This is a genomic window from Pedobacter hiemivivus (genome assembly GCF_005144565.1).
Classification (GTDB): Bacteria; Bacteroidota; Bacteroidia; order Sphingobacteriales; family Sphingobacteriaceae; genus Pedobacter; species Pedobacter hiemivivus.
This window is the reverse complement of the sequence record NZ_SWDX01000004.1, coordinates 511,856-532,328: the sequence shown is the minus strand read 5'-3', so window position 1 is coordinate 532,328 and position 20,473 is coordinate 511,856. Positions and strand designations below refer to the sequence as shown.

The 20,473-nt window shown below is 39.6% G+C and carries 14 protein-coding genes; 5 read left to right on the top strand and 9 right to left on the bottom strand.

From position 1 onward, the window contains the following. Window positions 1-79: 79 nt before the first annotated feature. From FBD94_RS12620 to FBD94_RS12590, 7 genes are all read right to left on the bottom strand, one after another. Window positions 80-988 (bottom strand): PorP/SprF family type IX secretion system membrane protein, encoded by a 909-nt coding sequence (locus FBD94_RS12620; RefSeq protein WP_169472292.1) that lies wholly within the window; start codon window positions 986-988, stop codon window positions 80-82. Between the two features lie 8 nt (window positions 989-996). Beyond that, window positions 997-4,260: a T9SS type B sorting domain-containing protein gene (locus FBD94_RS12615; RefSeq protein WP_136880416.1), complete on the bottom strand. Its 3,264-nt coding sequence runs from the start codon at window positions 4,258-4,260 to the stop codon at window positions 997-999. Between the two features lie 55 nt (window positions 4,261-4,315). After that, complete coding sequence (locus FBD94_RS12610; RefSeq protein ID WP_169472291.1) at window positions 4,316-5,356, bottom strand: glycoside hydrolase family 18 protein; 1,041 nt, start codon at window positions 5,354-5,356, stop codon at window positions 4,316-4,318. A 30-nt stretch (window positions 5,357-5,386) separates the two neighbouring features. Beyond that, complete coding sequence (locus FBD94_RS12605) at window positions 5,387-6,997, bottom strand: SusD/RagB family nutrient-binding outer membrane lipoprotein (RefSeq protein WP_136880414.1); 1,611 nt, start codon at window positions 6,995-6,997, stop codon at window positions 5,387-5,389. Window positions 6,998-7,027: 30 nt separating this feature from the next. Next, window positions 7,028-10,447, bottom strand: coding sequence for a SusC/RagA family TonB-linked outer membrane protein (locus FBD94_RS12600; protein WP_136880413.1), 3,420 nt, complete (start codon window positions 10,445-10,447; stop codon window positions 7,028-7,030). Between the two features lie 208 nt (window positions 10,448-10,655). Continuing rightward, window positions 10,656-11,879, bottom strand: coding sequence for a FecR family protein (locus FBD94_RS12595; protein ID WP_136880412.1), 1,224 nt, complete (start codon window positions 11,877-11,879; stop codon window positions 10,656-10,658). A 64-nt stretch (window positions 11,880-11,943) separates the two neighbouring features. Continuing rightward, window positions 11,944-12,540 carry an RNA polymerase sigma factor gene (locus FBD94_RS12590; protein WP_136880411.1) on the bottom strand — a complete coding sequence of 199 codons (597 nt, stop codon included), beginning with the start codon at window positions 12,538-12,540 and terminating at the stop codon, window positions 11,944-11,946. Between the two features lie 188 nt (window positions 12,541-12,728). Here FBD94_RS12590 and FBD94_RS12585 point away from each other — a divergent pair, with 188 nt between their 5' ends. Next, window positions 12,729-13,127 carry a cupin domain-containing protein gene (locus FBD94_RS12585; RefSeq protein WP_136880410.1) on the top strand — a complete coding sequence of 133 codons (399 nt, stop codon included), beginning with the start codon at window positions 12,729-12,731 and terminating at the stop codon, window positions 13,125-13,127. Between the two features lie 117 nt (window positions 13,128-13,244). On the opposite strand, the gene FBD94_RS12580 is transcribed toward FBD94_RS12585, so the two are convergent. Further along, window positions 13,245-15,197 carry a KUP/HAK/KT family potassium transporter gene (locus FBD94_RS12580; protein WP_131609910.1) on the bottom strand — a complete coding sequence of 651 codons (1,953 nt, stop codon included), beginning with the start codon at window positions 15,195-15,197 and terminating at the stop codon, window positions 13,245-13,247. A 221-nt stretch (window positions 15,198-15,418) separates the two neighbouring features. Here FBD94_RS12580 and FBD94_RS12575 point away from each other — a divergent pair, with 221 nt between their 5' ends. The 4 genes from FBD94_RS12575 to bcp all read left to right on the top strand — a co-directional run bounded on the left by FBD94_RS12575 (window position 15,419) and on the right by bcp (window position 18,848). Beyond that, complete coding sequence (locus tag FBD94_RS12575) at window positions 15,419-15,934, top strand: T9SS type A sorting domain-containing protein (protein ID WP_225874738.1); 516 nt, start codon at window positions 15,419-15,421, stop codon at window positions 15,932-15,934. Window positions 15,935-16,039: 105 nt separating this feature from the next. Next, the gene (locus tag FBD94_RS12570; protein ID WP_131609909.1) at window positions 16,040-16,651 is read left to right on the top strand and encodes a fumarylacetoacetate hydrolase family protein; all 612 of its coding nucleotides are present in this window, start codon (window positions 16,040-16,042) and stop codon (window positions 16,649-16,651) included. Window positions 16,652-16,656: 5 nt separating this feature from the next. Further along, on the top strand, window positions 16,657-18,381 hold the full coding sequence (locus FBD94_RS12565) for a M23 family metallopeptidase (protein ID WP_136880409.1): 1,725 nt from the start codon (window positions 16,657-16,659) through the stop codon (window positions 18,379-18,381). Window positions 18,382-18,386: 5 nt separating this feature from the next. Beyond that, window positions 18,387-18,848 carry a thioredoxin-dependent thiol peroxidase gene (bcp, locus tag FBD94_RS12560; RefSeq protein ID WP_131609907.1) on the top strand — a complete coding sequence of 154 codons (462 nt, stop codon included), beginning with the start codon at window positions 18,387-18,389 and terminating at the stop codon, window positions 18,846-18,848. On the opposite strand, the gene FBD94_RS12555 is transcribed toward bcp, so the two are convergent. Continuing rightward, complete coding sequence (locus FBD94_RS12555; RefSeq protein WP_169472290.1) at window positions 18,817-20,331, bottom strand: response regulator; 1,515 nt, start codon at window positions 20,329-20,331, stop codon at window positions 18,817-18,819. The two genes, bcp and FBD94_RS12555, sit on opposite strands and share 32 nt — an antisense overlap. Window positions 20,332-20,473 lie beyond the last annotated feature (142 nt).

Sequence of the window (20,473 nt, the reverse complement as noted above, 5' to 3'; positions counted from 1 at the left end):
GTTAAAAGTTTAAATAAACCGGGACCAGAATATTCCATCTGAATCCCGGCTTTATGATGAGCAAGAATTTTATCTTTTCTTATTTATTTCCTTTTGCGTAAAAACGTAAACCTAATTCAAATGAGTTTCCTATAGTACCACCGCTAAAATTATCGCTCCCCGAATTGTAAGCGCCAGAAACCTGAAAGGCACCCAACACCTTAAAACCAATTCCGGCAGTTACGCTTTTATTAGAATGATATAACGCAAACAGGTTGATTGTATTTTGTACAAAATCAACATTTGCGCCAGCATCCATAATACTTTTTAAGCCTTTAAAACTGCGAAAAGCAATTTTTGGTTCTAAATTAATGGGATCTCCACCATCGGCAATGCTTATTTTATAAGCTGCCGAAGCAACAAAAGTACCCTGACTCAATATTGTTTTTTCTATATCTCGCAATGTAGAAACAAAGTTTGGTGCTGTGGCTTGAAGCGTAAGCCTGTCACGAAAGTAAGCTACACCAAAATCGGCCTCAAACTGCATTTTACGATCATTAAAATTGTAAAGGAACACGTCAGAAGGATCTCCGCTAATGTCATTTGCGTTAAATCTTTCCTTTACCCCACCAGCAGATACACCAAAATGCAGGCTCTGATTATCTTCGTTCAGTTTTACCTGGTAAGCATAAGTGCCCATGATTCTGGTGGTGCTCAATGCGCCTATATTGTCCATTATTAAATTGACACCAAGTCCTACCGCATTACTCAATCCATAGTCAGCAGTTATGTATATGGTTTTGGCGCTGTTACTCACAGCAGTAGATTCCTTATTGTATGCCGTATTGATATTGAATTCTTTAGAATTTAACCCCGCCATTGCAGGGTTAAGCACATATTGATTTTGAAAATATCCTGTACCAAAATTTCCAGTCTGGGCATTAACGCCAATCGGCAAGCCAAAACCTATGGTCAACAGAAATAGTATGATTTGAATTTGCTTTCTCATTTCCATCTTTATTTAATGATCGTTAATACACCAGTCTGAGCTTTCCTACCATCATTTGTTTCTATCACATAATAATATCCACCTTGTGGTAAAACAACACCGTTATGTGTACCATCCCAATCGTTTCTATAGTTCCTTGTGGTAAACACCAGACGCCCCTGGCGATCCATTACCTTTACTTCATTATTTGGTATCTTTTCAATTCCCCATACCATCCAGGTATCGTTTTTACCATCCTGATTAGGTGTAAGGACATTAGATACCAGTAGCACCGAGTCCTTAGGAAGAATAGTAATGCTGGCTGTTGCGGTACAGCCCATTGGCGTAGTTGCAGTTAAGGTATAGGTGGTTTTCCGTTTAGGAATTACCGACAGCTTAATTCCATTACGACTACCAATAATCCCCTCAGCATCGGCCCATTGAAAACGGGTCTGATCAGGGAAATTAGTGATACCGGTAAAATTAACTACCGCATATCTCGCGACAGTATCGTTCTTTTGGTCGGAAATTACTTTTAAGGCTAATGTTGTAAACTTAATCTTTACCAGAAATTCAGTACTATCAGAAGCAAATCCATTGGTTCCGCCGTTATCTTTTACAGTAAGCATCACCAGTGCCGAATCACCCGGAACAGCGATCCCGGTTGTTGTCACGCTAAAATTAGCAATCCCACCTATGGTAGGGATTTCATCCTTCCCAAAAATTGTACTCGGCGCCACTACAGGATTAAATGAATACGATGAAAAGAATTTGACGCTTCGTTCATCTCCGGCTTTTATCCCCGTAACTTTTAGCTTTTGTGTACTTTCATTACCAGGTCCGGGCGAAATCGCGTTAATGGCCAGTTTAAATTCACCAGTTCCGGTACATATGCTCAGCGCCTCTGCATTTGGTCTTAAAGGAGCAGAGTTTGCACCCATCGTTAGTACTTTAAGTACATTAGAATAGACAGACTTGGTTTTTTCTTTGATTGCACTTATCCTGTAATAATAGTTAGTTGCTGGCCATACTGAAGCATCAGCAAAGGTGTTGGTGTTAGGGGCTAAAGTTTTAAGTTCTTCAAATAAGACGTTATCCTGTGATCTTTCTAATAGGAAACCCGTTTCATCTGTCGAACGATCTGTCCATTGTAATTTAATTTCTTTTTCGCCCACCGCAATCGCCATCAGGTAAGCCGGCGTTAAAGGCAGTCCATCCGTAGCCGTCGTTTTACCCATGGCCACGTTAGACCAGGCCGATACTGCTGTAGGTCTATCACCTATTGCATTTAAACGATAATAATAATTAGCTCCATCATACAGATTACGGTCTATAAAACTCGTAACTGTACTTTCCAGGGTATCAATGGCTTCAAAAAACAATCCATCTACTGAACGTTGCAAGATAAACCCTTTGACAGGTATCGTTTTATCCTGTGCCCAACTTAAGCTAATGGTATTAGTGGTAGTTGCGGTAACGGCTAAATTAGTGGGAATATCCGGAGAGCCTGGGTCGAGGCCCAGAATCTGCCACTCTGCAATCTGGTATCTTACAATATCGGTAGAGTTGTTGTTCGATGTAAAAGCTATACGGTAAAATTTGAAAGCTTTAGTTCCAGGGTTCGCAATAGAATAACTGTAAGTTGTTATTCTTTCTGCTGCTGCTCCAAGCTGATTTGTGCGGGTATCCAGTACTGTCCAGGCGGCATTGTCATCCGAGCCTTCAAAACGCCAGTCTTTGGGATCACGAGCAGGTGAATCATTAGCTGTGCTTAAAGTATAACCGGTTACAATATAAGCTCCCTTTGGTGCATATACTGCCGATAAACTTTGTCCTACTTGCGCATTGAATACCAGCCATTTGGTTGAAATATTGTTATCAATAAATTTTGAAGATCCCTCAGCTGCGTTTGCTCCGCCACTATTATCCGCAGTAACTGTCAGCGCGCCCCCGTCATCGGTAATATCTGCAGGCAAACCTTTAATACCATTGGTGGTTATCTTTACTGGAGTGGAATACGGTGACTTACCTATATAATTAAAAGCCCTTACCCGGTACCAGTAAGGAGTATTGGGTTTCAAAGATTCTTCTATGTACGTAATAACCGCTTTATCAAACTTACCCATCAAGGTGAAGTTGGTTCCATCAGTCGATTTTTCCACTTCAAAGCCTCCCTTGGTATTAAAAGCAAGATTCCATGATAAAACGGCCTGGGTCCCTGTAGGGGCAGTTGCCTGCATTACAGGGGCAGTTAAAAGCGCGTCATTTATCGTTGTTATTTTAATCGCATCAGAATAAGGCGAAGAAGAGATGTCATTTTTCCCAATCACACGATACCAATAACTGGTGTTGTGGGTTAGCGTTGTATCGGCAAAAGTATTTACTGCTTTATCCAGGGTTTTTAAAAGTGTAAAATCAGTCCCGTTTAGCGATCTTTCCAGCGTGAAGGTTCCTGGACCTCCCATAGGGAGGCTCCAGTTTAAATTAGCTGTTGTGCTGGTTGTTAAAGAAGCCATACCGGTAAGTATAGGTTTATTAACCAATTTATCATCGGTGGTGATCAATTCCTTTATTTCTGAATATGGGCCAAATACACTACCCTTTTTCACCCTAACCTTATAAAAATAAGTAGTATTTCTTTTCAGCGTATCCTCTTGCAACGACAATACCGATTGAGCGACTGTCTTGATCAAGGCAAGACTACTCCCCGGTGATGAACGTTGAATTTCATACTCTCCTGTGCCTCTTATTTCCTGAGTCCAACTCAGCATTCCCAGGTTTCCTGTTGCCCCAGGCGTTGTGGTTAGAATAGGCGCAAGAATTTCGGTACCAAAGCCCGATATTTCCGAAATCCTTATTGTTGTGGTGTTAAAGTTGGTAAATACATACTTGTAATAAGTATAACTATTGGCATTGGTAAAAACGGAATTGATGGTTACCAGAGGTCCCGTTTTTGTATCCAATAAGGTCCAGGTGGTTCCATTCTGAGAGCCAAAAAAGGTAATATCCCTTGCCGAAAAAGTTGCAGTAGTAAAGTTGATGGTATAATCTTCTACTCTTTCGGGTTTAGCACAAACAATGGTGAGCTCTAAGGTACTAGAGGCAGGCCTGTTAAAAAAGGCTGTAGTTGTAGTGCTACCATCATTAAGGTTGGCAATTGCCCCAGAGCTGAGGGGTAAGGAGGCGGTGATCGTTGCATTCGCCGCCCTGAATACATTTCTTTGTGCCATCATTGCAGTAGTTTGCAAAAAGAGGCCTATAAAAATGCATATCCTTATGAATTTTGTATTCATAGTAATTAGTTTAAACTGTATAAAAACGTGTTTATATCTTTTAGTAAATGCGCGGTTATAGGTTTACATCATCACTTTCACGACGATCAACGCAACCTGGTATCTCTATTACATTTTGTTCTTTAACTCCTTTTACATAGCCTTTTAATATATCCAGGTAATTGTTTGGGAACATATTAAAATCGAACATCATAATACCTTTATAACCTTGTACCATTAGCGACCGGAGTGTTGCTTCAGGGTATCCACCACCCGAAAAAGGTTTGGTACTAGGAAAAAGTCGCTCTATAGGAAATCCTGCTGATCCAGGTGAAGGCGTTTGCGGATAAAATGCAGAAGCACCTGCATCTGCAACATCCCCCATCCGTTTTCCTTTATAACTCGAAGCTGAAGCGCCACCAAAAATATAGCAGTGTACAAACTTATCAGGCAACAATCGTTTAATTTCCGAAACCACCATCACGAAGGATTCATTATTGGCCCATGATGGATTTTCTGAGTATTCATCATCAAAGTCTATTGCATCAAGCCCTAAGCGGCGTACCTCTATGGCTACGTGTTGTGCAAAATCTGTAGCCTCCTCCAGGTTTTTAAAATTTCTGAAACCTGCGTTGTCGTGATTACCCAATAGTGTCATTCCCACTTTAATCCCCTTACTCTGCACATATCTGATATATCCTTTGTTAATCAATCCCTGTACTTGCTTGTTGTAGGTGATATATGCTTTCTTTGTTCCGGAGTTGATATTGATATTCGGTGCAAACACCCAAGCCAAGTCAATTACCGGCTTTCCTTCATCATTTAAAAAGCAGGTTACATTTTTAAAAGCCCTGTTATTTACTTCCACGTAAGCGATTAAAATGTTCTTTTTATTCATCAACGAATTAGGATCTACTTCATTGGGTTTGTCAATCTTTGCCCGGTCTATAGAATCCTTTTTTTGCTTCGCAATCTGCTCAATTCTCTCGGCTGTCCAAACATCTTGCTGGGTTTCCAGCTGATCTTTGATTTCCGGAAAGGCCTGTTCTGTTTTTATTTTGCGGCAGGATGATACCATGATCATCAATAAAAAAGCCATTAGAAATATATTTTTCATGATTAATATCATTTAAAAGTTCAAATCTTGTTATTTATCCCACCAAACCCTTTTAGTCAGATCCAGATCGTTACCACCCAAACGGCCTACAGCGTCATTATAATTCACGGAATTGTAGGCAGCTTCTCTATTCGGATAATTCAGTCTGCGTGGTATCACACCATTTGTTCGGTTGCCCGGGTAGTTTACCGGTGTAAGTATTGGATAACCACTGCGGCGATAGTTGGCCCAGGTTTCCACAAAATCGAACAATGTAGCCACCCAATATTGCGAATTGATCATCTCCAAAGCCTTTGCCTGAGAACTTTCATCCAGTGGATGTGCATTGGCAAAAGTTTCCACTTCTCCACCCATAGTTAACATTCCATTTAACTGTTCTAATGATTTCATCGCAAACACAAGCCCATTTTTATAATGATCTTTTGCCGAAACCGTCCCAACATCCCAGCCTCTTACCTTAGCTTCGGCCAGCAACAATTCCGTTTCAGCATAAGTAATCACAAATGAAGGAAAGTTTGGCTGGGCAAATACCCGGGCTAAAGGTCTGGCATAATTACCCAGAGGAGAAACGTTGTCCTTAGTCCCTGTTGCACCAGGATAAGCAGCTGCAGTTTCTATGCTGCGCACACCATTTATATCATAACCATTCGGCATCCCCATAGGTACTTCATTAATTTTTCCCGGAGGGGCCGGATTTACTTTTGTATAACCAAGCGCAGGTCTGCTTAAATCATTGTTATACCTCATACCTGTGTCTGCTTTCTCGGTAATCAGGTAAAGCCTTGGGTCGTCGCTATTTTTCATGAAATCGATGAATGTTTTAGACCATCTTACCTGTCCAAAGGTAACTGCATCCCCAAACCAGGAGTTTGCAGATTTATTTTTACGCTCATCGGCGTTTCCATCAAATTTCAAAATGGCATTGTCTGTAAAATCCTTGAAGGTTTTATCTTTTGTCTTCTCCGCATACAGACGTGCTGTAGCCGGATCCGCCTTGGTTAGACGCATAGCCACTCTCAACATAAACGAATAGCTTAACCTTTTCCATTTCTCTGCATCGCCATCATAAAACATATCGCCAGCAACTTTATCTTTTTTTGGATCCAGTTTTTCCGCGGCATCCTCTAGTGTAGCCAGCATATCTTTGTAAATATCTGCCTGCAAATCATACTTTGGATACAGGGTGCCATTTTTCTGAAAATAGGGAATATCACCGTAAACATCTGTAATGCGTTGCATAGCCATCACACGCATAATGCGACTAACCTGGATCAGGTTAGCATATTTATCAGGATCCTTTTTTTCTGCAAGCGATTGAGCTTCGGCAAACAAGCCTGCTGCAGTTTGTCCATCATCAAAAAAGCGGTCGTTGTACGAAAACAGTTGTGAACTGTATTTATCTCCCGCACTGTATGAAGTCTGTATCGCGGTAGAAGCCAGTACCTGTACCATTGGCGCCAGTTCATACAATTGAAATTCTGTAATGTTCCCATAATTCAACTGTCCTGCCGTGAACAGATTATTGGGGTCCATATTGTCCTCATTGGCCTTCGTAGGATCACGGTTCAATTCCTCAAACCCTTTAGTACAACCAGTGGTTAGGACTGCCATCAGGCATAAATAAAAAATTATATTTTTCATCCTTTTATTTTTTAACTTTTAGCTACTAAACTATTTGAGCTTAATGTTTAAACTCAATCCATAATTACGTGTTTGTGGCAAGCCTGCACCTTCTAAACCTGCGTTTCCTGTTAATGACGAGAAGGTATCTTCAGGGTCAAAATTTTCGGTATGCTTCATCAAAGTAAGCAGGTTACGCGCCGCAAAGCTGATGTTAACCGAAGCTAGTGGACTGTTTTTCAAGAAGCTTGATGGCAGATTATAACCCATAGTAATCTGACGGAGCTTAATAAAGCTACCATCAAACACAGTAACTGACGAAACGTTTCTTACCAGACCAGGATAATAATCTTGTGCACTTACCACCTTTGTATTCTCTTTTCCATCCTCTGTTACCCCTTTTACCACGATACCATTTTCTCTTCCTTCAAGGGTCTTTTTATTTAGTCCGTAATACATACTCAGGAAATCCGTTGCCGAAAGCACTTTATTTCCAAAACGGTAATCAATCAGGAAGGATAAATTAAAGGACTTATAAACGAAATTGTTATTTAAACCTCCGTAATATTTAGGCAGGCCTGAGCCCATAGGTTTTAAGTCAGTTCCCCTTAAAGGTATACCATCTGTATTACCAACGATGATATTGCCATTGGCATCATATTTATAATCATAAGTCATGATCTGGGCAAGTGGTAAACCGACTACACCAAATACACCTGCACCGTTAGCGTATGGCCCAACTGTTGGCCTATACTGTCCTTCATCTGCATTTTGGATTCTTGTAGTTATCCCATCGATGTTCAGGAGTTTATTGTTAACCAAGGTAAAGTTAAAGGAAACATCCCAGCTAAAATCACGCTGTTGTATAGGCATACCATTCAAGGTTAACTCCAATCCGCGGTTTTGTGTGGACCCCAGGGGAATATAAGTCGATCTATATCCTCCAGAGGCCAGACTGATTTGCTGTGAAACCAATTCATCCTTTGTTTTACGCGCAAAATAAGATGCTACCAATCCAAACCGCCCTTTCAGTCCTTTTAACTCTAAACCAGCTTCCAGCTCCTGCATGGTATATGGATCTAAGTCTTCAGGTAAAATTTCTAAGTTTAGATTTGCATAGGGTTTACCATTGGCTTCTCCGGAAACAGGCACATAGTATTTGGCATTTCTAAAAGGTAAAGCCTCGCCGCTTGTCTTGGCATAAGCCAACCTTAGCTTTCCAAAAGTTAGCGCAGGAATTTGAATCAGGTTTGTAAACACAAAACTAGCACTAACTGAGGGTGTAAATACCCCTTTAGTAGTGGTACTAAACCTATCATAACGACCTGTATTACTTAAGGTAAGGTAATTTTTGTAGTTAAAATCTAATGTATAGTAAGCCGAATTAGTTTGTGATCGGTTTGGCGATGGATATAGTGCCAATAAAGTAGTTAAGTTAGAAGGCACGTAGAAATCGGCACTTTTCCATTGAGAACCAGATATACCTACCTTTTCATAATTAAATTTACGGATGTTTCCACCTACTGCCACATCCATACTTAAATCGGTCACCAGTTTTTTGGTATAACCAGCCAAAACATCTAGGTTCATCTCTGTGGTTGTCGCATCAGAAAGATCTTCCAGTTTTCCTTTCGGATTATAACCAATTCCCAAAGGTTCTATCTTTAATGTATGGTCGGCGATATAATCATAGCCCATACGCGTCTGGATATACAATTCGCTGGTAAAATCGTAACGCAATGCGGTAGAAGAAATCAAACGTTTTCTACGCGTATTAGACGTTACTTTTTCTACCACAAACCATGGATTAGGAATATAACCACCGTTACCCAGGTGGTTTTCAAGATCTCCATCAGGATTATAAATTACTTTTAGATAATCAGGACTCACATTAGGAGGTAGCAATCCCATTGTAAAATTGGGGTTCCGACTCATGTCGCCCAGGTTAGGTCGCAGTTTTACATCTTCATTTAAAAAATTAACCATAGCGGTCAGCTTTAACTTACTGATGAGCTCCTGATTGATGTTCAGGTTTCCTGAATACCGTTTCAAACCGCTGTTCGGAATAACAGATTGGTTGTTTGTTTGTGAAAGCGACAACCGCATATTTCCTTTTTCTCCGCCATTTAAAAATGCCAGTGTGTTTGAGAATGCGGGTGCATCACGGTAAAATTTATCCAACTGGTTTTCTACTGGTAAATAAGGATGCATTTTTCCATCCTGTCCAAGCGCTAATTCTCCAGTCAGTTTTCCACCCCAGCTATTTAAACTGGCCCCCACAAGGTCGGCACTAGTCAAGGGTATTTTTCCATCCAATCCCTGACCATAGGCTTTCTGATAGTTTGTATTATCAACAATGCTGTTTAGACTAAAGTTGCCACTGTATTCTACACCAATGCCCTTTTGTCCTTTGCCACTTTTGGTGGTAATCTGTATCACACCATTGGCGGCTCTGGCACCGTATAGTGCTGAAGCAGAAGATCCATTTAACACCGTTACGGTCTCAATATCGTCTGGATTGATACTCGAAATCCCATCCCCCATATCCTGGCCGCCATACACCCCTGGAGAACCCTTTTGGGTATTATCCATCGGCACGCCATCAATCACAAATAAAGGGCTTGAAGAAGACGAAAAATTGGATACTCCTCTAATCAAAATTCTTGCGGATGAACCGGGCCCACTACTTACTCCACTTACATTTAATCCGGCTACTCTACCGGTTAAACTATTCGCCACGTTAGGTTCCTTAGCCTGGTTTAGCAGATCTCCTTTTACACTGGTTACTGCGTAACCAATCTTTTTACTGTCTTTACTAATCCCCAATGCAGTAACGACCACTTCCTTCAGTTGACCTAAATCTTCGAGCAATACAATATTAATGACCTTACGGTCGTTAACTTGCTCTTCAATTGATTTAAAGCCGATATAAGAAAACACCAATACAGCCCGTTGTTCGGTCTGCAGGACATAATTACCATTAGGATCTGTAATCACAACTTTACCTGTCGACTTAACTTTAACAGTTACGCCGGGTATTGGCAGTCCTTTCTCATCGGTTACTTTTCCTTTAATCTCTATTACATCTACAACGGGAAGCTTGGGCATTACCTCCTCTTTTTCCTGGACAATAATGGTTTTATTCTTAATGACAAAACTCAAATCCTGGTCTTCCAGCACCATATCCATCGCCTGTTCTAAGTCTACATCTTTAATATTAACACTTACTGGCTGTGTCTTTTTTAATAAAGCCTGATTCCATATAATGTTATAGCCTGTTTGCAGCCTGATTTTTTTAAATACCTTTTCAAGAGGAGTATTTTTTTCCTGAAGGGTAACTTTCTGTGCGCTTGCAGCAAATGAGAATTGCAGAAAAGCGGTGATCATTAAAACAAGGGTTAGTTTCATAATCAGCATTAATTTGGGTACATAGCCTTTCAGCCGATGCACAAAATGATCGTAAAAGTTCATACATTTGGTTAGGGTTAAACGATTGTCCCATAATTTTCAAGGATTGGAGAACAAACGTTAGTTGTTAAATAGACAATACTCTAATAACCGGGGTCGGCTGCGCAACATGCTGATTCCGGTTTTTTTTCTTAATTTTTTTTGCTGGGCTGGTTCCTTCGATTCATTTGGTTTGATTTAGTTAATTTAAATTTGTTGATTGGTTAAATCGTTAATTGGCCAGGGGGCTTACGATTACCTTTTGTCCTTCTATTTTAAAGCTTATTTTTCCTGTCAGTGCTAATACGTCCAATACTTCCTTAATGTTCGTAAACTTAGACACACTTCCTCCAATTACTACTGCTGAAAAATCTCCTTTGTATGCCACATCTACATCGTACCATCTTGATATCTCTTTCATCACCTCTGGCAATGGCTCATTGCTGAACATAAACTGACCATTTTTCCAGGCTATGGCTTCTTCGGTATCTACATTTTTTAACGTAAGACCTCCTGGGCTTAAGCTAGCCTGCTGACCTGGGATAAGATTTACAGGTTTAGCGTGACGATTGACAATTTGGCCCGATGATGAAACACGAACAGCACCTTCAAGCAACGTAGTTTTTGTTAAGATTTTATCACTATAGGCATTCACATTAAAATGTGTCCCCAATACCTCTACTTCCTGTCCTTTACTAGCTACAATGAAAGGCATTCTGGTTACTTTATCCTTGCGGTCTAATCCTTGCTCCTTCTGCATTACTTTCGCCACTTCAAAATATGCTTCTCCTGTCAGCTGCACTTTTCGTTGCTTTTTGTCCGCAAAGCTAACCGGGAACTTCAGTTTTGTTTCAGCGTTTAGCCAAACCCTTGAACCGTCAGGGAGATTGATCTGGTACTGTCCTCCCCTGGGCGTTTCAATGGTATTAAATTTATCCTCAGAACCGGCCAATTGTTTATCAGCTATGGTATAAATAAGTTGTCCATTCTTTGTTTTGGTAATGGTTATACCCGCCTGGCTAGCCAATTCTCCATTTGCGACATCATTCAATGAAATCCTTGAACCATCAGCAAGCGTCAAAAAAGCTTTGTTGCTACCCGGTTTGATATCCGCAGCTACAAGCCGATCAATTGATTTTTCTTTAACTGGACTTGCCTTAAAGAAATACAATGCTGTACCCAAAACCACAAGTACGGAGGCGGCAACAGCAATGCGTGGCCATAATGAAACTTTAGCAGTTTTTAAGCGTTCTGTGCGGAAACCATGGGCGACCAGATTTTCTTCAACCGAACCCCAGAGCTGATCCAGGTTTTCATCTAAGTTTTCTATATCAAACGACGAAGATTTCTCCTGCGCATATTTTATATACCATGCATTCAGGAAAGCACTTTCTTCATCCGTCAGTGTTCCATTTTTATATTTTTCTACCAGTATAGAGATTTCCTTTTCCAACATGTAATGGTATGTTTATAATGTTAAGACATCTGATTAATCAGAAAGAGGTAGAAGAAATGAAAATTTATTTTTGGACCAGGCTAAACAGCGCCAGTAAGAATAATATCAGTTTAATCTTTAACCTTAGGATTTTTAAGGCATAGCCGATCTGCTTTTTAACCGTTTCTTCCGAAATGCTCATTCTTTGTGCGATTTCACGGTTCGAAAGTTCTTCTTTCCTGCTTAAAACAAACACCTCTTGCATACGGGCAGGTAAGGCCTTGATCTCGGATTCAATCCGCTGGCTCAGTTCTTTTTCCTGAATCAAAATATCAGTACTTGCAGTCCCCAGGTCATAAACGGTCAACATCAGCTGCATGTGTTTTACAACGTGTTTCTGGTGCAGTAACAAATTCAGAATTTTATGTTTAACCGAACTGAACAGATAAGATTTTAAAGAAGTGCTCACCTGGAGTTCTTTTTTTTTGATCCAAAGGGTAGTAAATATCTCCTGTACCACATCTCTAGCCTGCTCATCCTCATTTAGCATTCTGCGGGCGTGTAAAAACAGGATAGTTTTATAGCGTGTATAAATCTCAGTAAAAGCCCGCTCATCTCCTTCAGAGAGATGTTCAATTAAATCTTTGTCACTTAAAAAGTTATAGCCCGTGTGGTTTTTCAAAGTTTGGTTAGATAAGGCGGGGGAAAGCTATACATTTTTTTGAAAAGGCCCAAATTCGTAGGCCAGATGAAAGCCAAAGAAGTACTAAAAACATTCTCAGCTATTAATTGTTCTAGCCGACACAATAACCTTCTGGCCTTCAAGATCTAAGTTCGCCCCCATATTTTTTCACTTAAAAATCCAATAAAATGAAAACGATGAAAATTACTTCAATGCTCTTACTGTTAGGATTATTACTAACCCTAAGCACAAATGTGTATGCTCAAGACCCAATGACCGCTGCGCCAAATGCGTACAAAAAAGTTCTTCTTGAAAATGAAAAGGTACGGGTAATGCAAATTGAAATTGCTCCTGGTGAGGTAGTACCATGGCACAGTCACCCTGACCATGTCATATATGCTTTAACAGATGGAAAGCTAGAGATTACCGAAAAAGACAAAGCCGCAACGGTTGCCGAAATTAAAGCCGGTGAAGCTATGTTTATGCCTGCGGTAACACACACCGGTAAAAACATAGGAGAAACCACCCTAAAGTTGATTGTAACTGAATTAAAACAGGGAAAAGCAAGTAAAATGGACAAAATGTAGTGTGGCCAAGCTTAATAGCCGCCTTGCTTTAGAAAAAAATCACCTTCTCAGAAAGAGCCTCAGCGTTCTTCGCTTTTTCAGCGAAGCAATGCAGCTCTTGAAGAGAACGGTTATTTTTTAAACTGGCAACCGAGTCAATTCTATATCATCTGGCGTTACAAATATCAACGGAACTTTTTCCACATCGACATAACTCGAATCCAATCCAAAACTCCGTTCTTCAGAAAGACTCAAGCGTTTAAGGATGAAATAATAATCCATAATGGTCCGTTCGTAAAGGCTAAGCTTAGAGAACTTAGACAAATGTTTTTCTAACAATACAAACCTAAAATCTCCGGCAATTTTGTGCTTATTCAAAGAAGTATACTGACTGGTAATATCTACTTCACCATTCTTAACCAATTCCTCAATTACCTTCCTATACAATAAATTAACCCGCTGCTCTACTCTGAAACCTAGTTTAAAGTCAATCCTGATTAATTTACCTGGAATCAGAAACTCTACTTTGTACTCCCTGGTATACGGTTCATCAACTACATCAACGTGAACTAACCAATAAACATCAGCCCGTTTTGGCTCTTTCTGAATAATCGAGTAAATGATTTTCGACTCAATTTCTGTCTTAAAATTCGCACTTGTCAAATACACTAGCTGCGATGAGTATTTTGGCACAGAGATGTCTTCACTCAGTTCACTTATAATCTGATAATAATCTTCAATTTCAACGTATTTAACAAATCTGTTCTTGATTTTCCTGGCGATGTACCAACTCCACATTACGGTAAACAGTGCGGAACCGATCAATACGGTCACCCAGCCACCATGGAAGAATTTAGACATATTACCCACTAAAAACGTCAGCTCGATCATCACATAGACCATCAAGAATATCGCTATGATGTATACAGGTATCTTCTTGCGTTTCATATAGGCCGCAATCAGAATGGTGGTAGCCAAAAATGTAAGGTTAATGGCCAGACCGTAAGCGCCTTCCATTGCGCCAGAGTTTTTAAATATTAAAACAATGGCTATACATCCTGCCCAAAGAATCCAGTTGATTGATGGCACATAAATTTGTCCTTTCTGGTTACTCGGATAATTGATCCGTACTTTGGGCCACAGGTTTAACCTTACGGCTTCAGAGATCAACGTAAAAGAACCTGTAATCATAGCCTGACTGGCAATTACCGCAGCAACAGTTGCCAGGGCCACCATAAACAATAAGTATGGAGCAGGCACAATTTCAAAGAAAGGATTTAATCCGGTGTCGTAATTGCCATGATGTAGAATCCATACGCCTTGTCCCAGGTAATTCAAGATCAGCATGATTTTAACAAAGATCCAGCTCACTCTGATGTTAGAACGCCCACAATGTCCCATATCTGAGTACAAGGCTTCGGCTCCAGTTGTACATAAAAATACTCCACCCAAAATCAGCAGCGCCATAGGGTTATTGACCAGCAATTTAACTGCGTAATATGGGTTTAAAGCTGCAAATATGGTAGGATCTTTTACTACAAATAATATCCCCAACAGACCTAAAGCGCCAAACCATAAAAACATAATTGGCCCAAACAGCTTACCAACAAGGTTTGTACCGAATTGTTGTATGATGAATAATCCGGTAATAATGGCTATTACAATGGGTATTACACTTACATTAGGAAATTTTAACTGCAAACCTTCTATAGCTGAAGTGACGGTAATACTTGGGGTAATGATCCCATCGGCCAATAATGCACAGCCTCCTACAACGGCTGGAATAACTAACCACTTGGCTTTTTTACGTACCAAAGAATATAGAGAGAATATCCCCCCTTCACCTTTATTATCGGCTCTTAGGGTAATGATTACATATTTGACTGTAGTTTGCAATGTTAGTGTCCAGATGATACACGAAAGGGCACCTAGAACAAGGTCGGGTGTGACCACCTGTCCACCTCCAACTACGGAATTAAAAATTGCCTTAAGGGTATAAAGAGGTGAAGTACCTATATCACCGTATACAATGCCTAAACTTACTAGTAAACCGCCGGCAGTAAGCGCATTAAAATTCTTATGACTTGACACTATTTAATAATATAAATTGATAGTATTTAATTAAAACAGAGGGCAAAAGTACAGTAAATAAACAAAATTAACCGATTAATGTTTAAGAAGAAATCCTGGCTTCATAACAATCAAAAACGATATTCAACGGAGAAACATGTTAAATATTGTTAAATATGAAAATAGTAAACAAAATCATTGATTTTTTTATTTAATTATTTATATTTTTGGCAGTACCAAACATGAAGATACAACGAAAAGCTGCTCGTCTCTTGAACATTTCCTGCATATTATGCATGAGTGTTTTGTGCAGCGTTAGTGTTTTCGGTCAAAAAACAGATAGTTCGGCGGTTGGCATCAGGGCGAAAAAGATCAATAAAACGCCTCAGATCAAAGGAAGTGTAACTACTTACAAACCAAAATACAATTTTGGTTATGTTCAGTACAACGACATCATTTCTGCCAATAAAAATGCGAACAACCTTAAGCAAGAAAAAATTCTTACTGTTTTAAAAGTCTATCCTAATCCTGTTGATGATCAAATTAACCTGATTTTACGTATAGATAGGGAGTCTAACCTTTCTGTTAAAATAATGGATCTGTTGGGCAACGAGATCGTTACACTCTCGAATGAGCGTGTGCCGGCAGGTGAGCAGACCAAGAGCTACACCATTCCTAACCGTTTAAATAGCGGCATTTATTTTCTTAAAATCATGTCGGGCACTGAAACTATTGTAAAACGCATTTCCGTTTTATAATAGGCCTAAACCTTGTATCCTCCTATTTCTTTCGTATTTTTGATATCAGAAAACATCGTGGCTTAATCCTTGTTAGCTACATCATTTAAAATACATCCGCACAGCATGAAGATAATTGCCATAGGACGCAACTATGCCGAACACGCCAAAGAATTAAACAATCCCATTCCCGATAGCCCGGTCATCTTTTTAAAACCAGATACCGCTGCATTAAAAGACAACAAGCCTTTTTACATTCCTGACTTCTCCTCAGATATTCATTATGAGCTTGAGGTTGTGCTAAAAATAAATAAAGAGGGAAAGCATATATCAGAAAAGTTTGCGCATAAATATTACGAAGAACTTGGTTTAGGTATAGATTTTACAGCGCGCGACATTCAAACGGCTCATAAGGCAAAAGGGCTTCCCTGGGAGCTGGCAAAAGCATTTGACCATTCGGCTGCAATTAGCAACTTCGTCCCTAAAACAGAATTCGAAAACATCTACGATCTACCCTTCGAATTAAAGATCAATAATAACAGCAGACAGAATGGGAATACAAAGCACATGATATTTTCGTTTGAAAAGATCATCTCCTTCGTATCGCATTACATTACCTTAAAAAAAGGAGACCTGATTTTCACGGGCACACCTGAAGGAGTAGGACAAGTCCACCAAGGCGATAAACTAGAAGCCTGGTTACAAGGAAAGCAACTACTTAATTTTGATATAAAATAGCGCTAATGATTAAAAAATATATACTACTGGGTCTTACAGTCTTATTTTCATTAAATACTTATAGCCAGCAAATTTTTAGTAATAATAAATATCCTCTGGTAGACTTTAGATCGCCTTTAGACATTGTCCCTGTAGCCTTAGCGGGTTCTTTTGGTGAACTTCGTGGTAATCACTTTCATTCAGGAATGGATTACCGTACCAATCAGCGCGAAGGTTATCCGGTTTACGCAATTGCTGATGGCTACATTTCACGTTTGCGTGTTCAGAATAGCGGCTTTGGCTTGGCATTATATATAAACCACCCAAATGGCTATACTTCTGTTTACGGGCACTTACAGCGATTTTCGCCTAAAATAGCGCAGCAGGTTAAAGCGATTCAATATCAGAAAAAGTCTTATGAGATTGATGAGTTTCCTAATGCACAATTTCTCCCAGTACGCAAAGGGGATCTTATAGCTTACACGGGGAATTCAGGTAGTTCGGGTGGCCCTCACCTTCATTTTGAGATCAGGGATACCAAAACTGAGGCGACAATCAATCCGCTATTGTTTGGTCTTGAAGTTCAGGACAACGTCCCACCAGTGATTCATTCGATGTATGTGTATCGCTTAAACAAAAAACCTTTTAATGAGTTTACTCCAAAACAATACTTTCAGGTTATAGGAGCTGGTGGCACTTACCATCTAAATAAAGTAAACACCATTAACTTGGGTGGCGAAGTAGGTTTTGGCATTATTACTACAGATAAGCACAATGGCGCATCTGGAACCAACGGCGTCTATTCTATAGAACTAGCATTAGATGGTCAAACCATTTACACCTCGGCATTAGAGAAATTTTCTTTTGAGAACAGTAAGGGCATCAACTCACATATTGATTACCCTACTTACATCAATACGAAGAAAAGCATCCAGAAGAGCTTTGTGGACCCGGCTAATCCACTAAAAATTTACTATAACTTGGTTAATAATGGAAGGATAGAATTCAGCGATGGAAAACTGCACCAGTTAAAATATACCATTACTGATGGCAAGGGCAACAAGAGTGTACTGGCCTTTAATGTACAGGCTGATGCGAAAGCAACAATCAACACACCCGCAGAAAGCCCAGGTACTTTAAACTTTGCCTACAACACTATAAATGAATTTAACAATGCAGAGGCAAAGGTTGTTATCCCTAAAGGAAGCTTATACAATGATTTGAGCTTTGTCTATAAAAAACTCCCTAAGCCAGCAGGTAATGCCTACTCTGCCATACACCAGATCCAAAACAACCTTAGCCCATTACATACAGGTTTTGACCTTTGGATAAAAGCGGATAGCGCTTTAACTAAATATAAAGAAAAGGCACTTATCGTAAACCTGGCCAGGTCATCACAAGGTGGATCTTTTGAAAATGGCTATGTAAAAGCCACACCGCGCTCTTTTGGTAGCTTTTTTATAGCCGTAGATACGATACCTCCTACCGTTACACCGATTAACATTGCGAATGGCAAAAGTATGGTAGGGATCAGTAAAATGTCTTTTAAAATCAGGGACAACCTTTCAGGCATCAAAAGCTTTAATGGCTACATTGATGGCAAATGGATTTTAATGGAGTTCGACACTAAGTCGGCCACTTTATGGCACAACTTCGATGAACGTACCACATCAGGAAAACATACGCTGGAGATCATTGTTACTGACATGAAAGACAATAATAAAAACTATTCAATTACTTTTTACAAATAGACATTATGAGTGAATTAAAAGAAGGCCAAAAAGCACCAGCTATTTCTGCAAAAGATCAGGATGGAAATACGGTATCTCTTGATCAGTTTATCGGAAAAACAGTTGTGCTGTTTTTTTACCCTAAGGATAACACTCCAGGCTGCACGGCTGAAGCTTGTGATTTCAGAGACAACTACCAGGGACTAACGGCTAAGGGAATTGTTGTTTTAGGGGTAAGTGTGGATGATGAGAAGTCTCATCAAAGATTTATAACCAAGCACAGTTTACCGTTCACACTACTAGCGGATACCGATAAAAAAATTGTAACGGATTACGGCGTTTGGGGCGAAAAGAACCTGTATGGTAAGAAGTATATGGGAACGAACAGAACAACTTTTATCATTGATGAAAATGGACTGATTGCACATATCATCAGAAAGGTTGACACCAAAAATTCTACTGCGCAGGTATTGGAGTTACTTCCTTAACTAAGCTGCTGATTTTTTCGTACAATTCATTGGCATGAAAGGGTTTTGAGATATAATCATTCATGCCAATGGAAAGACATTTTTCCATTTCTCCTTTAATGGTATGGGCAGTCATTGCCACAATTGGCACATCCTTTTTATATGATTTCAAATTACGGATCTGAACGGTCGCTTCATATCCATCCATTTCAGGCATCTGCAAATCCATCAATATGATATCGAAATCATCATTAATATACTTATGCAGGGCGATTTCACCATTCTCGGCTACGGTAGTTTCATAACCATGTCTTTGCAACAGTTTGATCACCAGCAGCTGATTTATAGCATTATCCTCAACAATCAATACTTTCACTCCCTTTCCTGACACTACATCAGAAGTCAAAGTTAGGTCTTTGCTATGCTCATCCCAGTTATCCTTACAGAGGTTAGTTTTGAAAAATGACAAGCTAAAACAAAACTCTGAACCTTGATTAAGCACGCTATGCACACGAATTTCGCCTTGTTGCAATGTAATTAAATGTTTTACGATGCTTAGACCAATTCCTGTGCCCCCAAATTTGCGGGTCATGTGGTTTGTACCCTGCTCAAAAAGCTCAAATATCTTGTCCTGCTTTTCTATCGGTATCCCTATTCCTGTATCCTTAACCCTAAACTCAATTGCAATCCGCTCATCGTCATCACTCGATACAGCCTTAGCAGTTATAGAAACATGACCATATTCAGTAAATTTTAGCGCATTAGAAGTTAAACTTAACAGAATTTGAGAAAGTCGAACTGAATCCCCATATATAATGGAATCAGGAATATTATCATCCAGGCTGTAGCTTAGCCCTATTTTTTTCTGTTTAGCATTGGCCTCCATTAATTGATAAATAGAAGATACAGTATCCCTTAAAGTAAATGGCAGTTTCATAAAGCTAACTTCACCTGTTTCAATATTGGAGAGGTCGAGAATATCATTTAATGTTGCCAACAGATGCTCACCGGATTTTACAATCATCTTAATCGATTCCAGTTGATCTTTGTCTGTTAACGACTCTTGTAAATATCTTGCAAAGCCCAGTATGGCATTCATAGGCGTTCTGATTTCATGGCTCATATTTACCAGGAAGTGCTTTTTTGCCTTTTCGAAATGCTCAGCCCGCTCCTTCTCCCGAATCAGGTTCTCTTCGGTAAGTTTAAGTTCCACAATCTTTTGTTCAAATGTATTGGCCATATCGTTAAAGGCCATTGCTAAAATCCCCACCTCATCTCTGGAATAGACTTGAACCCTGGTTTTGAAACTTCCTTTTGTAACCAGGTCGGCACCTTTGGTAATGCCATTGAGGTCTTGAATCAAGCTTCGATTAATTGTAATTATAGTAATCGTACCCATTGCCCCTAAAATCAATAAAAGCAACGAAAGAGAATTTATAGCAAATCCGGTGGCATAAAGCGCAATGAGAACTAATACAGCAATGATGCTTATTATGAAATACAATTTCCTTGAAATTGATATATCATTCAACCTCCTTAATAGAGTGGAAATAACCATAAATGGTACGCGTTAAATATTTTTGACCCCTAGTATTTTAAATACAATTTAAAAATAGGCAAACACATGCCTATTCAGACTGTTCATT

What these genes read in the sequence shown, in the direction of transcription:
- FBD94_RS12620 (WP_169472292.1), bottom strand. Translation starts at nt 988, where the DNA reads ATGAGAAAGCAAATTCAAATCATACTATTTCTGTTGACCATAGGTTTT.
- FBD94_RS12615 (WP_136880416.1), bottom strand. Translation starts at nt 4,260, where the DNA reads ATGAATACAAAATTCATAAGGATATGCATTTTTATAGGCCTCTTTTTG.
- FBD94_RS12610 (WP_169472291.1), bottom strand. Translation starts at nt 5,356, where the DNA reads ATGAAAAATATATTTCTAATGGCTTTTTTATTGATGATCATGGTATCA.
- FBD94_RS12605 (WP_136880414.1), bottom strand. Translation starts at nt 6,997, where the DNA reads ATGAAAAATATAATTTTTTATTTATGCCTGATGGCAGTCCTAACCACT.
- FBD94_RS12600 (WP_136880413.1), bottom strand. Translation starts at nt 10,447, where the DNA reads ATGAACTTTTACGATCATTTTGTGCATCGGCTGAAAGGCTATGTACCC.
- FBD94_RS12595 (WP_136880412.1), bottom strand. Translation starts at nt 11,879, where the DNA reads ATGTTGGAAAAGGAAATCTCTATACTGGTAGAAAAATATAAAAATGGA.
- FBD94_RS12585 (WP_136880410.1), top strand. Translation starts at nt 12,729, where the DNA reads ATGAAAACGATGAAAATTACTTCAATGCTCTTACTGTTAGGATTATTA.
- FBD94_RS12575 (WP_225874738.1), top strand. Translation starts at nt 15,419, where the DNA reads ATGAAGATACAACGAAAAGCTGCTCGTCTCTTGAACATTTCCTGCATA.
- FBD94_RS12570 (WP_131609909.1), top strand. Translation starts at nt 16,040, where the DNA reads ATGAAGATAATTGCCATAGGACGCAACTATGCCGAACACGCCAAAGAA.
- FBD94_RS12565 (WP_136880409.1), top strand. Translation starts at nt 16,657, where the DNA reads ATGATTAAAAAATATATACTACTGGGTCTTACAGTCTTATTTTCATTA.
- bcp (WP_131609907.1), top strand. Translation starts at nt 18,387, where the DNA reads ATGAGTGAATTAAAAGAAGGCCAAAAAGCACCAGCTATTTCTGCAAAA.